A 17,644-nucleotide genomic window follows, 5' to 3' on the forward strand; every position below is an offset into this window, starting at 1 on the left:
CTCACAGGACTACATTTAAAAGGGCTTTACTTATCGTATATGCTTACTCGATCTTGTTGATCTGTCTCTTGCAAATCAACTTCGATACGCTCTTCACTTGATGTTGGAATGTTCTTTCCTACATAATCAGCGCGAATTGGTAGTTCACGATGACCTCTATCAACAAGAACCGCCAGTTGGATTTGTGATGGTCTACCTAAATCCATAAGAGCATCCATTGCTGCTCGAACTGTTCTTCCTGTATATAATACATCATCCACAAGGATAACTTTTTTCTTCGTAATATCTACAGGGATATCAGAACCTTTTACAAGTGGTTCTTCATTTTTCGATTGTAGTGTTAGGTCATCACGATATAACGTAATATCTAACTCTCCAACTTCCATTTCTTTTCCTTCAATTTGACCAATTCGTTCTGCCAAACGTTGTGCAATAAAAATTCCACGAGTTTTAATTCCGACAAGAACACAATTATCGACACCTTTATTTCGTTCCACGATTTCATGACTAATTCGTGTTAAAGCGCGGCGAATCATTTGGTCATCTAAAACGACAGCTTTCTCTTGCATGCTCTACACCTCCAAGCTTTTTTTCTTGCGTGAGAGTAATGGTATAAAAAAAGTCCTCTCAGCGTGTGCGAGAGGACTTTTGAAAAAAGGGTACAACATACCCTAAGTATTTCAAACCGTTACCTTCTCAACCTCACGGGGCTGTGTTAAAGGATCATTATTTAACTGTTGTCAGTATCTCAGTTTTCTTATGATTTGTCAATACTATTTCCGTAAAATATTTAATGCGTCTTCAAACACTTCTGGAATCGGTGCCTCAAACTGAATATATTCACCAGTACGAGGATGGTCAAACCCTAAAATGCCTGCGTGAAGTGCTTGTCCATTCATGTCTAATGTTTTCTTCGGACCATACTTCGGATCTCCTGCAAGTGGATAGCCAATATATTTCATATGAACACGAATTTGGTGCGTACGTCCCGTTTCTAAGCGACATTCTACAAGTGTAAAATCTTTAAAACGTTCTAGCACTTGGAAGTGCGTAACAGCATTCTTACCATTTTCATCAACTGTCATGCTTTGACGTTCTTTCTTATCGCGACCAATTGGCGCATCGATCGTTCCTTTATCATGCGGAATCACACCGTGTACAATCGCTTTGTAACGTCTTGTTACTGTTTTTGCTACAAGTTGATTTACAAGTGACTCATGCGCTATATCATTTTTGGCAACCATTAATAGTCCCGATGTATCTTTATCAATACGATGCACAATACCAGGACGCATTACACCGTTAATACCTGACAGATCTGTACAATGGTGCATAAGTCCGTTTACAAGCGTACCGCTTGTATGCCCTGGAGCTGGATGTACAACCATACCACGTGGCTTATTTACAACGAGTACATCTGCATCTTCATAATAAATTTCTAAGCTTATATCTTCTGCTTGGATATCTAACTCTTCTGGATCAGGAATCGTTACTGTAATTTCATCGTTTTCTTTAACTTTATAATTCACTTTTACCGACTTTCCATTAACTGTAACGACATTATCTTTAATCCATTGTTGTACTTGTGAACGTGACCATTCACTGTTTATTTCTGCAACGAATTTATCAATTCGCTCACTTTTTTGTTCTTCTGCAACTGTTACTTGTACTACTTCACTCATTCAATTACTCCTTCGTTTTCTTTCCTTCTAATAATGTTTGAATAATAATTAATACAACACCAATACATAATGCTGAATCAGCTATATTGAATACTGGATAGTTGTACGAGAAAATATACACGTGAATGAAATCCACTACTTCTTGTCTAAATACACGATCAATGAAATTACCAATTGCTCCGCCTAATATTAGACCTAATGAAATCCCTAGAAGTTTGTCTGTTTTCGCATATTTTTTCATATAAATTACGATAAATGCTACAAAAACGACTGTAATAATGTAGAAGAACCACATTTTATTTTCTAAAATCCCCCAGGCAGCTCCTCTATTTCGATGTGATGTTATGTATAATACATTATCGATAATCGGAATGCTCGTACCCAATTCCATGTTCTTTACAATTAGCCATTTCGATATTTGATCGATGGCAATGACAAATAACGCTATTACATAATATATCATTTTCATTTCCCCCACAAAGACAGTGTACCTCAAAATTTTAGCATAGCTGCAACCTTTTCACAATGAACCTTTATAGAAGAATAAAATAAATTAAAAAAAGGTAATATAATATCGTTGTGCGCATTCATACATTTACTTTTTCATAGAAGAATTCATGAATGGTACGGGCAGTCGGCATCGTCTTCATTTGTTTTACCGAAATTGCTCTCCCCGTTTCTTCACAAATACCATACATATCTATTTCCATTTTAAATAATGCACGTTCTACATCTTTTAAGTCCTCTTTTATATCATGTAATAGGAGTTTTTTCTTTATCTCTTCTTTAATTTCATATCCAAGCTCTTCGCTAAACTCTGTATCATATTTGTGCATGACCTCTTTAGCTAGCCTCTCTTGTAGCTCTTTTCGCATCAATTGCAATTCTTCTTTGATTTCCATATATATTTCATTCACGTGTACATTCCTCCCAGCTGCAATGTACGATTAGTGTGTCCGAAATTTCCATGCTTACCTCACACACATTTTTCCTTCATAGGAAAGAGCGTGAAAGTTATTTTAATATATCATCAACAAAAAAACTGACTGCACTTTCGCACAGTCAGTTTGTTATTATTTTACATAGTTTTCTTTAACAACTGTTGCACAACGCTCACATAATGTTTCATGTTCAGCATCTTTACCAATTGTTTCTGAAACTACCCAACAACGTTCACATGTTTCACCAGTTGCTTGAGTAACAACAACCGCTGTATGCTCATACTTCGGCGCATCTGCTGGCGCTTCTTCCATCATGCCACCAAGTTTATACTCAGAAACGATGAATAATTGCTTTAAGTCTTCGCTAATAGACTCTAACATAACTTTCATTTCTACAGTCGGATATAGCGTAATACTTGCATTTAATGACTTACCGATTACTTTCTCATTACGAGCTACTTCTAACGCTTTTAATACATCATCACGCAGCGTCATAAATGCATCCCATTTTGTTTTTAATGCTTCCGCACCATCTATTTCTGCAGCTTCTGGCATATTAGTTAATTGTACACTTTCTTCTGTTACACCTGGAATGTATGGCCATACTTCATCAGCTGTATGCGGTAAGATTGGTGTTACAAGTTTCGTCAATGCAACAAGAACATCATATAATACAGTTTGAATCGCACGACGATCTTCATGGTTTGCACCTTCAATGTATAAAATGTCTTTTGCAAAGTCTAAGTAGAATGAACTTAAATCAATTGTACAGAAGTTATGAATTGCATGATATACAGCAGCAAAGTCATATGTCTCATATGCTTCTTTTACTTTTGTAATTAAGTCATTTAATTTCACTAACATGTAACGATCTACTTCACGAAGTTCAGCTACTGCTACTGTATTTTCACTTGGCTTAAAGTCGTCTAAGTTCCCTAATAAGAAACGGAATGTGTTACGAATTTTACGATACACTTCTGCTACTTGTTTTAAAATATCATCTGAAATACGTACGTCAGATTGATAGTCAACAGAAGATACCCATAAGCGTAGAATGTCTCCGCCTAATTGATCCATAATTTTCTTCGGTACGACGATGTTTCCAATCGATTTACTCATTTTACGTCCTTCACCATCTAATACGAAACCATGGCTTAGTACGCCTTTATATGGTGCTTTACCTGTTACAGCAACTGCTGTTGATAATGAAGAGTTAAACCAACCACGATATTGGTCAGATCCTTCTAAATATAAATCTGCTGGACGTTGTAAGTCATCGCGCTCTTCTAATACCGCTTGGTGAGAAGAACCTGAGTCGAACCATACATCCATGATGTCTGTTTCTTTACGGAATTCACCATTTGGGCTACCTGTATGTGTAAATCCTTCTGGTAATAGATCTTTCGCTTCACGCTCGAACCATACGTTAGAACCGTGTTCACGGAATAAATCTGCTACATGGTTAATTGTTTCATCTGTAATAATTGGATCACCATTCTCAGCATAGAATACAGGAATTGGCACACCCCATGCACGCTGACGAGAAATACACCAGTCACCACGGTCACGAACCATGTTATGAAGACGAGTTTCTCCCCATGCTGGTACCCATTTTGTTTCCGCAACAGCTTCTAATAATTCTTTACGGAACGCTTCAATAGATGCAAACCACTGTGCTGTCGCACGGAAAATAATTGGTTTTTTCGTTCTCCAATCATGTGGGTATGAATGCGTAATGAATGTTAGTTTCAGTAACGCGCCTACTTCTTCTAATTTTTCTGTAATTGGCTTGTTAGCTTTATCATAGAATAAGCCTTCAAATCCAGGTGCTTCATTTGTTAATACACCTTTATCATCAACTGGGCAAAGTACTTCTAATCCATACTTTTTACCAACAACGAAGTCATCTTCCCCGTGTCCTGGTGCTGTATGAACACAACCTGTACCTGCATCTGTTGTTACGTGATCTCCTAGCATAACTAATGAATCACGATCGTAGAATGGATGTTTTGCAACTGTATACTCAAGTTCGCTACCTTTTACCGTTTTCACAACTTCAGCATTTTCCCACTCTAACGTTTTTGCAACTGTCTCAAATAGTTCAGAAGCAATAATATATTTTTCATCATTTACTTTTACAATAGCGTATTCAAGTTCTGGGTGAACAGAAATACCTAAGTTTGCAGGCAACGTCCAAGGTGTTGTTGTCCAGATAATGAATTTCTCATCACCTTCTAATACGTTCTTTCCGTCTTTTACAGGGAATGCTACGTAAATAGATGCTGATTTTTTATCTTGGTATTCAATTTCAGCTTCTGCTAAAGCTGATTCACTCGTTGGAGACCAGTAAACTGGTTTTTGCCCTTTATAGATATAACCTTTTTTCGCCATATCACCAAACACTTTAATTTGTTGCGCTTCATAAGCTGGCTCTAAAGTAATATATGGGTTATCCCAATCAGCACGTACACCTAAACGCTTAAATTGTTCACGTTGACGTTCTACTTGTTCATATGCATACTCTGCACATAACTTACGGAACTCAGCAACTGTCATTTCTTTACGCTTTACACCTTTATTTGTTAAAGCTTGCTCAATTGGTAAACCGTGTGTATCCCAACCTGGTACATATGGTGCACAGTAACCAGTCATTGATTTATAACGAACAATAAAGTCTTTTAACACTTTATTTAACGCATGTCCCATATGAATGTCACCATTCGCATATGGAGGTCCATCATGCAGTACAAATAAAGGACGACCTTTCGTATGTTCTTGTACCTTTTCATAAATATTCATTTCAGCCCACTGTTCTTGCATTGCAGGCTCACGTTTTGGTAAATTCCCACGCATTGGGAACTCTGTTTTTGGCATTAGTAATGTATTTTTGTACTCCATGCTCAATTCCTCCTTACATGTATAAAAGAAACACTTAAAAAACGGAATAAAAAAGAGACTTTCTCATCCCAAAAAGGGACGAGAAAGTCTCCCGCGGTACCACCCTAGTAGATCCTATACGTATGTATACAATCCTCTTTATATTCTTAACGCGAATATACGCCTACGCTTACTCTATTTGTTCAGCGTGGAACTCCAGGGTGATATTCCCATCATCTCCTTATCCTGAGCTTACACCATCCTCAGTTCGCTATATAAGGTATGAAAAAGGTACTTATCCCTATCTTCGTTTTTCTTAATAAATATGTTGTTTAAAATTATATGTAATAATGAGAAAAACGTCAAGCTTACACTGTTTCTTCTTTTTTCAACAGTTCATCTACTTCGTCTTCTAACTCAATTAGTTTATCCCAATCATCGTTGTTTAACATTTCAAGCTGTGTTTCTAGTAACATACGGAAACGAGTGCGGAATACTTTCGCTTGTTTCTTTAGCTCTTCAATATCAAAAGCAACTTTTCTTGATTTTACTAACGCTTCGTTAATAATACGGTCTGCATTCTTTTCAGCTTCACGTACGATTAATTTTGCTTCTTTTTGCGCATTACGTTTTACTTCTTCCGCTGCTTCTTGTGCAACGACGATAGATTTGTTTAACGTATCTTCAATATTAGAGAAATGATCTAACTTCCCTTCTAATTGCGCAACTTTTTCTTCTAAAGCTTTTTTCTCACGAATGACTAATTCATAATCTTTGATAATTTGATCAAGAAACTCATTTACTTGATCTTCATCATAGCCACGGAATCCGCGACCAAATTCTTTGTTATGAATATCTAATGGTGTTAACGGCACAACGCCACCTCCAAGTAGTTATCTAAATTTCCTCTTTCAATTATATCTTTTCTTCGACAAAATAGGAGGATTTCCTTCTAAAAAACCAATCATTTTAGTATACCATACAAAATTCTCCATTTGTCGCGCTTTGTTCTACCTTCTACAGAAAACAATTTACTTCGTCCATATCCTCTCACTGAAAAAACATCTCCTGGATAACATTCATAAGAAGTTTGCTCCACTGTTTTCCAATTCACTTTTACTAAACCATTTTTTATGAAAGGTTGTACTTTTTGTCTGGATATATGTAGCATTTCAGCTAACATAACATCTAAACGAAGTGAAGAAACCGTTCCAGATTTCTCTCCCCATGTTTCTTGCATCTGTAGAATTCTTTCTCCTTGCACTGGTGATAAGGAGACTTTTACTTTCCCTATAGATTGTAAGTTCATCTCAATATAAGATACAACTTCTTTCGCAACTACAATTTGGGCACGATCTTCTTGAAGCAAAATATCACCACATTTTTCTCTCGTTAAACCAAGAGACATAAATGTACCTAATATTTGCCTATGTTCTAGCGTATAAAACTTGGAAGGATAGTCAATTTCCAATACTTCTACTTGAAATTCCTCTTCATTCACTTCTAGATAATCTGGATAAATGAGTGCTCTTTTACGCTCTGCATGAGGCGTTGCACCATCAAACTGTACAGCAACATCCCCTTGACCTATCACCATAGTGACAATTTGTTGTTGTCTTGGATCAAGGAAGTCTGTTAACTTCACTTGATGGTACTCCCCTGCTCGCTTCCACTCTAACACCTTATCCACAAAGACCTCTTCATCGGGTCTGAAATGTTCATAGATGCTCATGTATTTAACCTCTTACTATAAGAAATAGCGGAATATACTTACTAAACCATTCGTAGCAAGCTTTAACGTGAAAATCGCAACGAGTGGAGAGATATCAATCATACCAAGCGGCGGAATAAATCTGCGAAATGGTTCTAAATATGGTTCACAAATACGCGCAAGAATATCTCCGAAAGTTGATTCCTTTGCACCAGGGAACCATGATAGGAGAATGTAAATAATAAGTGCCCACGAGTAGATCTCGATAGCATAAACTAAAAGCCTTAAAACTGTTTCCATGGCGTATTACCACCTCTTTATATTTGTGTCTTCTTCTTCACCGAATAACTCTGAAATTGCACCAACAATATCTACATTTTCAGGCGTACACATAAATGTTTTCGGTCCTATTTTTTGAATGTCCCCGCCTATAGCGTATACAGTACCACTTAAAAAGTCAACGATACGTACAGCTTGATCAGTAGACATTCGTTGTAAGTTAATCACAACAGCTCGTCTACCTTTTAAATGGTCCGAAATCCCTTGTGCTTCCGAATATGTGCGTGGTTCTAATAAAACAACTTTTGAAGATTGCTTTGCCGTTTCAATGCTCACAACATTTTGTTTCGGTTGCGCTTTTGGAAACGTAACATCTTGTTGTTCTGGCGGATCTTGCTGTTTCTTCATGTCTGTTTGCTCCTTTTCATAACTATATTGAGCTGCTTCTTTTTCTTCCGGTGTATCAAAAAAGAAGTATTTTACTTTTGACCAACTCATAATAAGATTCTCCTTCCTTTTACGCTTTCCCTACTAAAATCGTCCCCAAACGAATATATGTAGCACCTTCTTCAATGGCGATCGTGTAATCATTAGACATTCCCATTGATAATTCTTTACATGGCGCATGTAATAATTCTAGCTCCTGCACCTCTGTTTGTAGCGTACGTAACTCCTTAAAACAACGTCTGATTTCGTCCTCTTCTTCTGTAAACGGAGCCATTGTCATTAGTCCAACCACTTCAATGTTATCCAATTCTTGCAAACTTTGAATAAAAGAAACGGTTTCTTCTATTGCCAATCCTTGCTTTGATTCTTCAGATGATGTTTTCACTTGAATAAAACATTTCACTTTCTTATCAGCACGTTTTTGAATTTCTTTTGCAAGCGAAAGACGATCTAACGAATGTAAATAATCAATTTCATTAATGATTTCTTTTACTTTTCTCGTTTGTAATGATCCAATAAAATGCCAATTCACTTTTGAGCCGAAATGTTCGTACTTCTGTAAGAAACCTTCATTTCTATTTTCACCTAAATCGCTAATTCCAGCTTCAACTACTTCGTTTGTTTTTTCAATTCCTACCGTTTTTGTAACCGCAATGAGTTTAATATCTTGCAACGAACGTCCCGCTCGTACGCAAGATTGTTTAATTGCTTCGTTTACAGTTGTTAAATTTTTTTGTACTGTCACTTGCTTTCTTCCTCCTTAAAACCTATGAAACTCAACATTCTCCCTGTCTTACCTTGATCACGACGATGAGAGAAAAATAGTTGTTCTTCACAGCTTGTACAAAGAGATGACATTACAATATTCTCTTCTTTTATGCCTGCTTGTACACATAATATACGATTAATTTCTTTTAAATTAATTGCGTACTGCCCGTCAGAAATTTTTTTATAAGGGACAGGACCGTTTACTACTTGCTCTGCTGCTGTTAACACTCGGTCATCAACAACGTAACAACAAGATCCAATTGATGGCCCAATTGCAACATGAATTTCATCACTTGAAATCCCTTCTGCATTCCATTTTTGAATCATTTCCTTTGCGATCTCTTTTACAGTCCCTTTCCATCCAGCATGCGCAAGTCCTATCATACCATGTGATGGTGCATAAAAATAGAGTGGAACACAATCCGCGTAACATGATGTTAGAAGAACATCATTATTAGTCGTATAAATGCCATCTGTTTTTGAAATGCCGTCTTCATATGAATAGACGCCACTTCCTTTTTCCTGTTGTCCTACTTTTTCAACACGATGATCATGCACTTGTTCAGAGCAAATCCAGTTTTCTAATGGTTTTTGTAATTTATTTGCTAAAATGCGTCTGTTTGCATGAACGTTCTCCACGATATCATTCACATGTAATCCTAAATTCATCGCATGAAAGGAGCCCGTACTTACCCCACCATCTTTTGTCGTAAATCCAGCTGTAATGTTTCCAAGTTCTTTCCACGCTTGTAAATACAGTATACCGTCCACATATTTAAATGGTTGTCTCATAAAGTGACTCCTTTTAATTAAAATAACATAAAAAAGCATGGTACTTCCTGTCTATTTTACCATACTTTTATTTTTTCATAATGCCAACAGAAAAAAAAGAGGAATTTGTAATATTCTTTATGAAATTGTCGGTGTTTGTATTGATTCTGTTACAGAATTAACAGGATTTACTCTAACAAGTATGACATCTTCCCCAATTTTCATAATTTCCTCCCAAGGAATTACAATTTCTACATCCTTCCCAAAAATCCCTAACATACGTGCCTGTTTGGAAATAATAATAGACTCGATCTTCCCTGTGTTCATATCAATTTCAATATCTCCAATATTCCCAAGCCTTTTTCCATCTGAAACATTTATTATATCTTTCATCTGCAACTCTGAGATTCTTATCACTTTCATCCTCTCCCTTATATATGACGAATTGAAAAAACACTTTTTCTCAAATTACCAGGAAGCACCCTCTACTAATCCCATATTATTTTCATTATATGAACACAGCTGCCCTACTATGAGCGAAGACAAACTATATTACATATAAAAAGGCTTCACCATAAATGGTGAAACCTTATCCTTGAATCGTTTTATTCATTTGTTTAATAGCTGATTTCTCTAAACGTGACACTTGTGCTTGAGAAATCCCAATTTCTTCTGCAACTTCCATTTGTGTTTTTCCTTGAAAGAAACGTTTTCGAATAATCATTTTCTCACGATCATTTAAACGCTTCATCCCTTCTTTCAGTGCTAACTCTTCAACCCACTGCTCGTCCTTTTGTTTTTCATCACTTAACTGATCCATAACAAAAATAGGATCTCCCCCATCGTTATAAATCGGCTCAAATAATGAAACTGGATCTTGAATCGCATCTAAAGCAAAAACAATTTCTTCATGAGTCACTTCAAGCACTTTTGCAATATCCATTGCTGTTGGTTCTTTTGAATTTTCTGCAATCAATTTCTCTCTTACTTGTAACGCTTTATACGCAATATCTCGTAATGATCGTGATACGCGAATCGGATTGTTATCACGCAAATATCTGCGTATTTCCCCAATAATCATCGGCACAGCATACGTTGAAAATTTTACATTTTGACCTAAATCAAAGTTATCAATGGATTTCATAAGTCCGATGCAACCAACTTGAAATAAATCGTCAACATATTCTCCTCTGTTATTAAATCTCTGGATGACGCTCAGTACAAGACGTAAGTTTCCATTCACTAATTTCTCTCTTGCGCTTATCTCTCCACTTTGCATTTCACGAAATAATTTACGCATTTCATCATTTTTTAGTACGGGAAGTTTAGCTGTATCAACACCGCAAATTTCTACTTTGTTTCTCGTCAAAGTGTTCCCTCCTATCGGGAGTTGCTGTACAGTGTAAAGTATTTCCTTTGAAGGGGATTTTATGCATGCGGTTTTCTCTTCAATTTTCATTTTCGTCGTCTTTTCTCATACAACGTAAGAGAAGAAGACCAGCCTAGATAACGGCTGGTCTTCTTCTTTACACCATTTTATTAAATTCTTTTCGTAATCTTTTTATGATTCTTTTTTCTAAACGCGAAATGTATGACTGTGAAATCCCAAGCATATCCGCCACATCTTTTTGTGTCTTTTCCTCTTCTCCAGCAAGCCCAAACCGAAGTTCCATAATTTGTTTTTCACGATCATTTAATTGATGCAATGCTTTCATTAGAAGATGACGATCTACAGTAGCTTCTAAATCTTTTGTAATAATATCATCATCTGTACCTAATACATCTGATAGCAAAAGTTCATTCCCATCCCAATCGATGTTAAGTGGTTCGTCAAAAGAAACCTCTGAACGATTTTTATTATTCCGGCGCAAATGCATTAAAATTTCATTTTCTATACAACGTGAGGCATATGTTGCTAATTTTATTTTCTTTTCCGGATTAAATGTATTCACTGCTTTAATAAGGCCGATTGTTCCTATACTAATTAAATCTTCAATATTTATCCCTGTATTTTCAAACTTTCTTGCTATATATACAACTAACCGTAAGTTTCGCTCAATCAGTAACGATCTTGCTGCCTGATCTCCTTTTGGCAATTTATTCAAAAGAACTTCCTCTTCTTCTTTCGTTAACGGTGGTGGCAACGCTTCACTTCCACCAATGTAATAAATTTCATCGGTCTTAATTCCTAATTTCAGCAATACTTTATACCAAAGGTATACTAAATAAAATTTTAATTTCATCATATTATCCCGCCTCCCATTATTAAGCAATTACCATTTTTTGCGAAATCAACATTTTCGGATGCACAATACATTGATACTCTCCATTGGTTGACAACTGTTGTGTATTTAATCCAATCAACACTTTGCTGACTACAATAGAACTACCTTCATGATAAATTTGCACACTGTCTGGCTTAATTGCCCATAAAAATTGATTCTCTACTCCTACTGCTCTGAAAGGAATTAAGCGTAATTTTGTCGCCCACCCTGAATCATTTTCTGGTATTTTAGGAATCTCTGTTTTGGAATAAATTTGTTCTGTTAACCAAGCTGGAAAACAATGTTCTAATGATGAAATATGCATAATCATAACGGGTGTTTTTGTTAACGGGTCGTAAAGTTGGTTCCCACTATCAATTAAACCTGCGAGTTCTAGTTCCTCTTCAGCTAATTGAATTTTCAATTTCACAATTTGATCATAGTGTATTTTTGTAACCTCTACGCTTTCAATACGCTTTTTAGAAAAATAATAAATTACTGGAAAACCAAAAACAACAAACAACCAGCTAATTGGATCACCGTAAGAAATTGATTGAGATTGAACCAATCCATTTACCATTTCATTCGTTTGCAAAAAGAAATGAGTTCCAATTAACCCTCCGCCAACCATAAAGGTTACAAAGTAAAAAGTAAAAACAGTTTGTGTATAGTTTCTAAACGTTGTAAACCCAAATGCTGTATACACAATAAGTAACGAGTACAGTAGTTTCATAATTGGATGTGTCATCATAGAAGCAAAAGGAGTAAAGGCAAAAATAACAATGGTTGAACCTATAAATGCCCCTAACACAAGCCTCCATCTTTTGATCTTCTTTTTTAACACGGTTGCTGTTAATAAAAGTAAAAGAAAATCAATGCAGGCGTTTAACAACCAAACAACGTCGGCGTAAACAACCAAACAATTCACCTCTTTTTTTAAGTTGAGACTAGTATAATGCATATCCAATAGGAAAGTGTGTCAATTTGCGGAGGTGTTTTTTTGTTATTTTGTGCTTTCTAGACAAAATCTGTCGGTAAAAAATAAAAGTATATGTTTCATAGAATACTATACTTTTTACTTACATATAAATCGAAATATATAAAATAAAAAAAGACCTGCTTAGCAGATCTTTTCCCTGTATAAAACAAAAAAGGAGCATGAAAGCTCCTTTTCTTTTATCGTCTACGACGGTTACGTAAGAATGCTGGAATATCGATGTCATCTGAATCTGTATGACGCTCATGCACAACCGGCTCTTCACGTTTCATTTCACGCTTAACTTCACGTTGTTTGGAAGGTTGAGCTACTTGCTGTTGCTGTTGTTGCGTGTGATTCGCAGTCGGACGGATAATTGGTTTTGGTGGCTGCGTCGAAGCACTATCATCAAAACCAGTTGCAATTACAGTTACAACGATATCATCTTTTAATCCTTCATTAATAACAGAACCGAAGATCATATTTACTTCTGGATCTGAAGCTGAAGCTACAATGTCTGCCGCTTCTTGTACTTCATATAAGCTTAAGTTAGCTCCACCCGTAATGTTCATGATAACACCTTGAGCTCCATCAATAGAAGTTTCTAATAATGGACTAGAAATCGCTTTTTTCGCAGCTTCAGCAGCACGATTTTCTCCATTACCAGAACCAATACCCATTAAAGCAGAACCTCTATTAGACATAATTGTTTTTACGTCTGCGAAGTCTAAGTTAATTAAACCTGGTGTTGCAATTAAATCAGAAATACCTTGAACACCTTGACGTAATACGTTATCCGCTTCACGGAATGCTTCTAACATCGGCGTATTTTTATCAACAATCTCTAATAAGCGATCATTTGGAATTACAATAAGTGTATCTACATTTTCTTTAAATGCCGCAATACCAGATGCTGCTTGTGTTGCACGCTTGCGTCCTTCAAATGTAAATGGACGTGTTACAACACCAACTGTTAATGCACCTAATTCTTTTGCAACTTGAGCAACAACTGGAGCTGCACCAGTTCCAGTTCCGCCGCCCATACCAGCAGTTACGAAGACCATATCTGCACCACGAAGTGCTTCTTGGATCTGTTCTTTACTTTCTTCTGCAGCTTTTTTCCCTACTTCAGGGTTTGCACCTGCACCAAGTCCACGTGTTAATTTTCCACCAATTTGCATTTTTGTTTCAGCTTTTGATAGATTTAATGCTTGTGCATCAGTATTCACAGCGATAAAGTCTACACCTTGTACACCGTGTTCAATCATACGGTTTACAGCATTGTTTCCGCCACCGCCGACACCGATAACTTTTATATTCGCTAATTGATCTTGAGTAGTATCAAACTCTAACATGTCGAAATCCCCCTAGAACCTCATTTTTCGTGTCCAATTTTAATCCCATAAATAACGGAATACACGTTTTACTTTTGACATCATACGGTCATCATTTTGATTATTATTGTTTTGATTACGAGTTTTTTGTTTCGCAGGTTGCTGTTGTACCGGCGTTGGTGCTGGTGCTGGTACTGGTTCAAAATGTTCTTGCTTTTCCTGCACATTTTTCCCACGTAATTTAGCTTTTTGATAAGAATGTTTAATTAATCCTACTCCACTTGTATATTGGGGCTCACGCACACCAATATAATCAGGAGTCGCTATACGAACATTTTCATGTAAAATATCATATGCAAGATCAAGAACACCCGGCATAGAAGCAATTCCACCAGTTAGTACATAACCAGAAGCTACTTGCTTTACTCCTAACTTACGCACTTCATCTTGAACAAACATTAAAATTTCCTCTACACGAGCCTCTATTATATCCGATAATTCCAACTGAGAATATTGTTCTGTTTGGTCGCTTCCCATAATAGGAACCGTAAACATCTCTTCTTCAGATGCTGTATCATAAAAAGCATGTCCATATTTCAACTTAATTTGATCTGCATTGTCTGTTGAAGTTTTCAACCCAATCGCAATATCCTTCGTTATATGGTCTCCGCCTAACGGTAATACGCTTGTCGCTTGTAACTCTCCATCTTTAAAAATAGATAAAGTTGTAGATCCTCCCCCCATATCAACAAGGGCTACTCCTCTATGTTTTTCATCTGAAGATATCGCAACTGTTGCAGCCGCTAAAGGTTGAAGACAAATATCAACTATTTCAAGACCTGCTTTTTCTACACAACGAAGTAGGTTATGTAGTAAAGTTCTCGAGCCTGTTATAAGTGTACCTTCCATTTCTAATCTTACACCGATCATCCCGCGTGGATCGTTAATCTCGTCAAGACCGTCTACGATGAACTGTCGAGGTACCACATCAATAAACTCACGTTCTGGAGCAATTGACACAACTTGTGCTGCATCTAGAACGCGTAAGACATCTTCATTCCCGATTTCACGATCTTCATTTGAAACAGCGACTACTCCGTGACAAGGAAGTAGCTGTACCTGGTTTGCATTGACACCTACTACAACTTGCTCAATGTGGATTCCCACCATGCGCTCAGCTTGTTCAATTGCTTTTTTAATTGATCGAACAGTCTCGTCTATATCAACTATCGATCCCTTCTTTAAACCATTTGATTTTACATTTCCAACACCAATAATGTTTAAGCTGTCATTAACCATTTCACCAATGATGACTTTAACATTGGATGTACCGATGTCAAGACTAACATATATTTCATTGCTGTTCATTCTTTGGCACCTCCTTCTTTATTTATACCATACAACTCAATATATGGAACAACAATCGCAACTTTACTATTTATAAGAAAAATATTCAACGTCTTTATACGTTTCCCTTTTTTAACCCTATATTTTTCTTATTTTTATTTAACATTCATTTAAGAATATCGCAGTAAACTGTGAATAACTGCTTATCTTGAAATAATTCTATTTCAAGTGTAAAGATTACCGCCAAGTATAAGTCTACACTAAGATGTACTCATAGAAAAGTGAAACTTGTACCAATCCTAGTATGAATCTAAGAATTTTTACATCTTTTTCATCAAATGAACCATTCTTGTAAATTCAGATGCACCAAGTAGAACATTCGTTTTGTTTTTTCTACAATAACGTAGTGAAAACTATCTTTCTATTCTTTTTTTTCTTCCGCTCCTAATTCTTTCGTATATGCCCCTACTTCTAAATCAATTAATACCTTTTTACCCGGCTCAATTGTTTTTAAGATAAGCGGATAAGCTTCCATACGCTTTGCGAAATTTTGAATCGTAGTGCTCACTTCGTACCCTTCGTTCATATATAAAGTAAGATGATCTTCATTTGCATTCGTCGGTGAATAACGAATTTCAGAAATAGATCTTAAAATAGTTGGTGTTAATTTTTCAAGCTCGGCAATTAACTCCTTCATTTTCTCCTCTTTAAAAGGTTCGAAAATTGGCGCTGCAACAGGAAGTTTTCCGTTCGGAAGTACCTCAAGTGTTTTCCCGTTCTCTAATAACGGTTGTAATTTCCCATCTTTGTTTATATAACCAATCGTTAAATATTCTTCAATATGAACATCAATTTTATTTGGAAAACGTTTTTTTACATTTACCGCTTTAATTTCTTTTCGTTTCGTTAGGTTTTCTTCTGCTTTATGTGCTGTCACTCGGAAATAACTTGTATCATACGTCACACCTGATTCCTTCATCACTTGTTCATCTGTCATATAATGATTTCCAAACACACTTATCTTTTTGATATTGCTTAGCGGAGACCGAAAGTAAATTAAAAAGAGCACTAATAAAAATAAAATTGATATGTATAAAATCAACCGATGATTAACATTTTTCTTGTTTTTTTTCTGTTGATTTTTTAACTTTGGTACACGATCCTGTAGTTTAATCACTTTACTATTTTTCATGTACGATCCCCCTACGTAACATAAAGAACGGCATGTTCCTCATGCCGTTCTTATCTTCTTATTATAACATAAATGATAATGAGCGGAACGAATAACCGTTATCTTCCAATGATTTCTACTTCTGTATGCATTTCTACGCCAAATTTATCCTTGATTGTTTGTTTTATTAATGCAATTAACGATAAGACATCTTGCGAACTGGCTCCCCCAGTATTAATAATAAAATTCCCATGCATTTCAGAAATTTGAGCTCCGCCTATTTGATAACCACGAAGCCCCGCCTTTTCTATTAAGTCTCCTGCAAAGTATGGAATTGGATTCCGAAATATACTTCCTGCACAAGGATGATTCCACGGCTGTGTTTCACGGCGGTAATCTTTATTCTTTTGCATGACGCTTACGATTCCCTCACGCTCTCCTACCTGCAATTGAAACTCAGCTTCCAAAACAATACCAGGATGTTTCGTTTGCAATACAGAAGTACGATAGGAAAACTCCATTTCTTCATGCGTTAACCAATCAATTGTTCCATTTTCAAACAAAATAAGAGCTTTTGATAATATGTTTGATATATCCGATTTATGTGCTCCTGCATTCATATACACTGCACCACCAACACTTCCTGGAATACCACTGGCAAATTCCAGGCCGGATAACCCTTGACGACTAAGTAAAGTTGATAATTTAATAAGGGGATACCCGCCACCAACTCTTACTCTATGTTTTTCGACTTCTAAGTGGTCTAATCCTTCTCCTAAACGAATAACGACACCTTCTATACCTAGGTCAGATACAAGAAGGTTCGAACCGCGACCAATTACAGTCCACTTTGTTTTATATTTTTTTACTAACTGCAACGTTTTTTCAATACCGGCAACATGCTTTGGCACAATTAAAATATCAGCTGGTCCACCTATTTTCATAGTGGTATAACGCGCTAACGCTTCATTCACTAACACGCGACCAACATTTGCTTCTATAAGCTCATTTACTAATTGCTCCATAAACAATCTCCCCCATACTAAGTATCCTTATTACAGTAGTATGCAGGGCGT

At 36.3% G+C, this 17,644-nt stretch carries 19 protein-coding genes and 1 other annotated feature; all 19 genes read right to left on the minus strand.

The features are described from left to right. Positions 1–26: 26 nt before the first annotated feature. Positions 27–569 (minus strand): bifunctional pyrimidine operon transcriptional regulator/uracil phosphoribosyltransferase, encoded by a 543-nt coding sequence (gene pyrR, locus KZZ19_RS18940; RefSeq protein WP_001156490.1) that lies wholly within the window; start codon positions 567–569, stop codon positions 27–29. A 204-nt stretch (positions 570–773) separates the two neighbouring features. Next, entirely contained in the window at positions 774–1,682 is a 909-nt protein-coding gene (locus KZZ19_RS18945) for an RluA family pseudouridine synthase (RefSeq protein ID WP_237979366.1), read from the minus strand. A gap of 4 nt (positions 1,683–1,686) precedes the next feature. Next, complete coding sequence (lspA, locus tag KZZ19_RS18950; RefSeq protein WP_000642179.1) at positions 1,687–2,145, minus strand: lipoprotein signal peptidase LspA; 459 nt, start codon at positions 2,143–2,145, stop codon at positions 1,687–1,689. A gap of 124 nt (positions 2,146–2,269) precedes the next feature. Beyond that, positions 2,270–2,599, minus strand: a complete 330-nt coding sequence (locus KZZ19_RS18955; protein WP_088097526.1) for a molecular chaperone DnaK — start codon at positions 2,597–2,599, stop codon at positions 2,270–2,272. Positions 2,600–2,755: 156 nt separating this feature from the next. Further along, a complete protein-coding gene (gene ileS2, locus KZZ19_RS18960) occupies positions 2,756–5,521 on the minus strand; it encodes an isoleucine--tRNA ligase (protein WP_088097527.1) in 2,766 nt (921 codons plus the stop codon). A 71-nt stretch (positions 5,522–5,592) separates the two neighbouring features. Then, positions 5,593–5,817, minus strand: a binding site (T-box leader). Positions 5,818–5,868: 51 nt separating this feature from the next. Continuing rightward, positions 5,869–6,375, minus strand: coding sequence for a septum site-determining protein DivIVA (gene divIVA / locus KZZ19_RS18965; RefSeq protein ID WP_001131611.1), 507 nt, complete (start codon positions 6,373–6,375; stop codon positions 5,869–5,871). Between the two features lie 89 nt (positions 6,376–6,464). Then, entirely contained in the window at positions 6,465–7,232 is a 768-nt protein-coding gene (locus KZZ19_RS18970; RefSeq protein ID WP_088097528.1) for an RNA-binding protein, read from the minus strand. A 15-nt stretch (positions 7,233–7,247) separates the two neighbouring features. Then, entirely contained in the window at positions 7,248–7,511 is a 264-nt protein-coding gene (locus KZZ19_RS18975) for a YggT family protein (RefSeq protein WP_088097529.1), read from the minus strand. A 6-nt stretch (positions 7,512–7,517) separates the two neighbouring features. Then, entirely contained in the window at positions 7,518–7,988 is a 471-nt protein-coding gene (locus KZZ19_RS18980; protein WP_064474974.1) for a cell division protein SepF, read from the minus strand. 19 nt (positions 7,989–8,007) lie between these two features. After that, entirely contained in the window at positions 8,008–8,682 is a 675-nt protein-coding gene (locus tag KZZ19_RS18985) for a YggS family pyridoxal phosphate-dependent enzyme (RefSeq protein WP_088097530.1), read from the minus strand. Next, a complete protein-coding gene (pgeF, locus tag KZZ19_RS18990; protein WP_088097531.1) occupies positions 8,679–9,497 on the minus strand; it encodes a peptidoglycan editing factor PgeF in 819 nt (272 codons plus the stop codon). The genes KZZ19_RS18985 and pgeF overlap by 4 nt, the downstream gene beginning before the upstream one ends. Before the next feature lie 117 nt (positions 9,498–9,614). After that, positions 9,615–9,899 (minus strand): YlmC/YmxH family sporulation protein, encoded by a 285-nt coding sequence (locus tag KZZ19_RS18995; RefSeq protein WP_088097532.1) that lies wholly within the window; start codon positions 9,897–9,899, stop codon positions 9,615–9,617. A 166-nt stretch (positions 9,900–10,065) separates the two neighbouring features. After that, positions 10,066–10,845: an RNA polymerase sporulation sigma factor SigG gene (sigG, locus tag KZZ19_RS19000; RefSeq protein ID WP_000197753.1), complete on the minus strand. Its 780-nt coding sequence runs from the start codon at positions 10,843–10,845 to the stop codon at positions 10,066–10,068. A gap of 157 nt (positions 10,846–11,002) precedes the next feature. Next, positions 11,003–11,722 carry an RNA polymerase sporulation sigma factor SigE gene (gene sigE, locus KZZ19_RS19005; RefSeq protein WP_000976947.1) on the minus strand — a complete coding sequence of 240 codons (720 nt, stop codon included), beginning with the start codon at positions 11,720–11,722 and terminating at the stop codon, positions 11,003–11,005. Between the two features lie 19 nt (positions 11,723–11,741). After that, positions 11,742–12,659: a sigma-E processing peptidase SpoIIGA gene (gene spoIIGA, locus KZZ19_RS19010; protein ID WP_237979367.1), complete on the minus strand. Its 918-nt coding sequence runs from the start codon at positions 12,657–12,659 to the stop codon at positions 11,742–11,744. 257 nt (positions 12,660–12,916) lie between these two features. Then, positions 12,917–14,071, minus strand: coding sequence for a cell division protein FtsZ (ftsZ, locus tag KZZ19_RS19015; RefSeq protein ID WP_000888983.1), 1,155 nt, complete (start codon positions 14,069–14,071; stop codon positions 12,917–12,919). A gap of 39 nt (positions 14,072–14,110) precedes the next feature. After that, entirely contained in the window at positions 14,111–15,418 is a 1,308-nt protein-coding gene (gene ftsA / locus KZZ19_RS19020; RefSeq protein WP_088097534.1) for a cell division protein FtsA, read from the minus strand. Between the two features lie 400 nt (positions 15,419–15,818). Further along, entirely contained in the window at positions 15,819–16,589 is a 771-nt protein-coding gene (gene divIB / locus KZZ19_RS19025) for a cell division protein DivIB (protein ID WP_088097535.1), read from the minus strand. A 98-nt stretch (positions 16,590–16,687) separates the two neighbouring features. Then, entirely contained in the window at positions 16,688–17,593 is a 906-nt protein-coding gene (gene murB / locus KZZ19_RS19030; protein ID WP_098341868.1) for a UDP-N-acetylmuramate dehydrogenase, read from the minus strand. Positions 17,594–17,644: the final 51 nt, after the last annotated feature.

This window comes from Bacillus thuringiensis (genome assembly GCF_022095615.2).
Classification (GTDB): domain Bacteria; phylum Bacillota; class Bacilli; order Bacillales; family Bacillaceae_G; genus Bacillus_A; species Bacillus_A cereus_AG.

What these genes read in the sequence shown, in the direction of transcription:
- pyrR (WP_001156490.1), bottom strand. Translation starts at nt 569, where the DNA reads ATGCAAGAGAAAGCTGTCGTTTTAGATGACCAAATGATTCGCCGCGCT.
- KZZ19_RS18945 (WP_237979366.1), bottom strand. Translation starts at nt 1,682, where the DNA reads ATGAGTGAAGTAGTACAAGTAACAGTTGCAGAAGAACAAAAAAGTGAG.
- lspA (WP_000642179.1), bottom strand. Translation starts at nt 2,145, where the DNA reads ATGATATATTATGTAATAGCGTTATTTGTCATTGCCATCGATCAAATA.
- ileS2 (WP_088097527.1), bottom strand. Translation starts at nt 5,521, where the DNA reads ATGGAGTACAAAAATACATTACTAATGCCAAAAACAGAGTTCCCAATG.
- KZZ19_RS18970 (WP_088097528.1), bottom strand. Translation starts at nt 7,232, where the DNA reads ATGAGCATCTATGAACATTTCAGACCCGATGAAGAGGTCTTTGTGGAT.
- KZZ19_RS18975 (WP_088097529.1), bottom strand. Translation starts at nt 7,511, where the DNA reads ATGGAAACAGTTTTAAGGCTTTTAGTTTATGCTATCGAGATCTACTCG.
- KZZ19_RS18980 (WP_064474974.1), bottom strand. Translation starts at nt 7,988, where the DNA reads ATGAGTTGGTCAAAAGTAAAATACTTCTTTTTTGATACACCGGAAGAA.
- pgeF (WP_088097531.1), bottom strand. Translation starts at nt 9,497, where the DNA reads ATGAGACAACCATTTAAATATGTGGACGGTATACTGTATTTACAAGCG.
- KZZ19_RS18995 (WP_088097532.1), bottom strand. Translation starts at nt 9,899, where the DNA reads ATGAAAGTGATAAGAATCTCAGAGTTGCAGATGAAAGATATAATAAAT.
- sigE (WP_000976947.1), bottom strand. Translation starts at nt 11,722, where the DNA reads ATGATGAAATTAAAATTTTATTTAGTATACCTTTGGTATAAAGTATTG.
- ftsZ (WP_000888983.1), bottom strand. Translation starts at nt 14,071, where the DNA reads ATGTTAGAGTTTGATACTACTCAAGATCAATTAGCGAATATAAAAGTT.
- ftsA (WP_088097534.1), bottom strand. Translation starts at nt 15,418, where the DNA reads ATGAACAGCAATGAAATATATGTTAGTCTTGACATCGGTACATCCAAT.
- divIB (WP_088097535.1), bottom strand. Translation starts at nt 16,589, where the DNA reads ATGAAAAATAGTAAAGTGATTAAACTACAGGATCGTGTACCAAAGTTA.
- murB (WP_098341868.1), bottom strand. Translation starts at nt 17,593, where the DNA reads ATGGAGCAATTAGTAAATGAGCTTATAGAAGCAAATGTTGGTCGCGTG.